Origin of the sequence: Phytoactinopolyspora endophytica (assembly GCF_004138495.1) — a bacterium.
GTDB classification, from domain to species: Bacteria; Actinomycetota; Actinomycetes; order Jiangellales; family Jiangellaceae; genus Phytoactinopolyspora; species Phytoactinopolyspora endophytica.
In genome coordinates, this window is sequence record NZ_ML142854.1 from 337336 (window position 1) to 339308 (window position 1973).

Annotated in this window: 2 protein-coding genes; one reads left to right on the forward strand and one right to left on the reverse strand. The window is 66.0% G+C overall.

The window, feature by feature from the left end:
* A partial coding sequence (locus ELR45_RS37865; RefSeq protein ID WP_205856599.1) for a sulfatase-like hydrolase/transferase occupies positions 1-244 on the reverse strand: 244 nt, incomplete at its 3' end.
* Positions 245-478: 234 nt separating this feature from the next.
* Here ELR45_RS37865 and ELR45_RS35215 point away from each other — a divergent pair.
* A partial coding sequence (locus tag ELR45_RS35215; RefSeq protein WP_165367779.1) for an ABC transporter substrate-binding protein occupies positions 479-1973 on the forward strand: 1495 nt, incomplete at its 3' end.

Sequence of the window (1973 nt, forward strand, 5' to 3'; positions counted from 1 at the left end):
AGTAGCCCACATTCCGCTCATAGTTCGCGAGCAGTCGATGCCGGAAGGGGAGTACGCCGGTGAGCAGGCTGGCCCGGGCAGGCGTGCAGATGGCCGATGGGGTGAAGCAAGCATCGAAACGGGTTCCCGACGCGGCGAGTGCGTCGAGGTGAGGTGTGGAGACGTGTGGATTGCCGTAACACCCCAGGGTGTCGACCCGGTGCTGGTCGGTCATCAGGAACAGCATGCTGGTAGGCGAGCTCATAGAACCTCCGTCTCGTGTTATCGCAAACATATACTCATTTCAGCCTCGACGCGAAATGCGCGGATTCCGCCCTCTCGTGGGCCGTGGAGATTCAGCGGTCCCCCTCTTGACGCTTATGCAGAACAGTCGTAGGTTAGCGCAAACATAGCTATGCAGCGTTTCCTGTGAGCCTTGGGTGCCGGATCGAGCGAGAACAGGTCGGTTACCGGGTCAACGACGACAGAGGGAGTCCCCATGGGGCAGCAACGCCGAGTGCTTGGAACCCGTCCGGGCGCCATGAGCGTCGGACAGGGCATCAATCGACGCCAGTTCATCGGAGGCTCGAGTGCCGGTGTCCTAGCGGCCGTTCTCGCCGGATGCACCGGCGGTGGCGAGTCGAGCGAGGAGAGCGCGGAGGCCGGCGGGTCTGGTGGATCCGCCGGTCCCCTGCAGTGGTGGGATCAGTTCCGCCCGCTGACGGAGATGTTCGAGAACGACCTCTTCGGTCCGTACATGGAGGACCATGCGGACGTCACCATCGAGCGGCGACAGATGGACGGGCCTGATCTGGGCCAAGCGCTCCAGGTCGGCCGCAGGAGCAACCAGCTGCCGGACGTACATTCGCTGGCGGGTCTGGGGAGCTCTGCAGCGGCCTTGGTCAGCGAGGGATGGTTCCAGCCCATCGGAAGCCACGCGGACTTCGAGGGAAGCCCGGTCGGTGACCAGATCTACGACGGCATCCACCGGTTCGATGGAGAGATCTACTCCTTTGCGCCGTTCACTGCTCGCCGGCACGCTTCCGCGCCGTGGTTGAACACCGCCCTGCTGGAGGAGGCAGGAGTCGACCCGGAGGAGAGTCCTGCCACGTGGGACGAGTTCCGTGACGCGGCCCGGCGTATCCAGGACGGCACCGGCGACGGCGTGCACAGCGTATTGATACCGAGCCAGGAACCGCCCTACCTAGAGACGCTGGTCAACGAGCTCGCCATGGCTGCGGGCGCGCCAGGTCCGCCTGGCGCTCCGGGCTCGGGCGCTGGCGCTGTCGATTGGGCGACCGGCGAGTACATCTACGATTCACAGCCCTATATCGACGCCATCGAGTTCCTGCTCGCGTTGCAGTCCGATGGTGTCATCCACCCCGCGTCCGCCTCTATGGGGCCGCGCGACGCCAGGGCCCGCTGGGCCGCGGGCGAGGCCGCGATCTATCCGTGGGGGCCGTGGTTCATCGGAGGCCTGCTGGTCGAAGAACCGGAGGCCGTGGAACGGGGTGTCGGGGTGTGGCACATCCCGACCCCTGAGACCACTCGCAATTTCGTGTACAACCGGCCTGCCCCCGGAGTGTTCTGGGTGTCGAGCGAGTCGGACCAGCCCGACGTCGCTGCCGACGTCTTGCTCCAGATGACGACGCGGGAGTTCCAGGCGAGGCTGGCCGCCGCGATGGACCAGCCGCCCGCGCTGCTCGAGGTCGTGGCGGAGGCAGATGTGCACCCGACCTATGCGCGGAATGTGTCCTTCTTCGAAGAGGACGTGAAGATCGGGCCGGTGCCGGAAGCGGGCACGCCGGGTGTGTGGCGCGTGCTCGCCGAGATGCGCGATGTCCACCCCAACCTCGGTGAGATCGTCCAGGCCGTGCTGACCGGTTCGACGGACGACGTCGCCGGCGAGCTGAGGCAGTACAACGACGAGCTCAGCGCCGAGCGGGAACGCGCCCTGGAAGTGGTCCAAGGCGACGGCGTCGAGGTCGACCTCG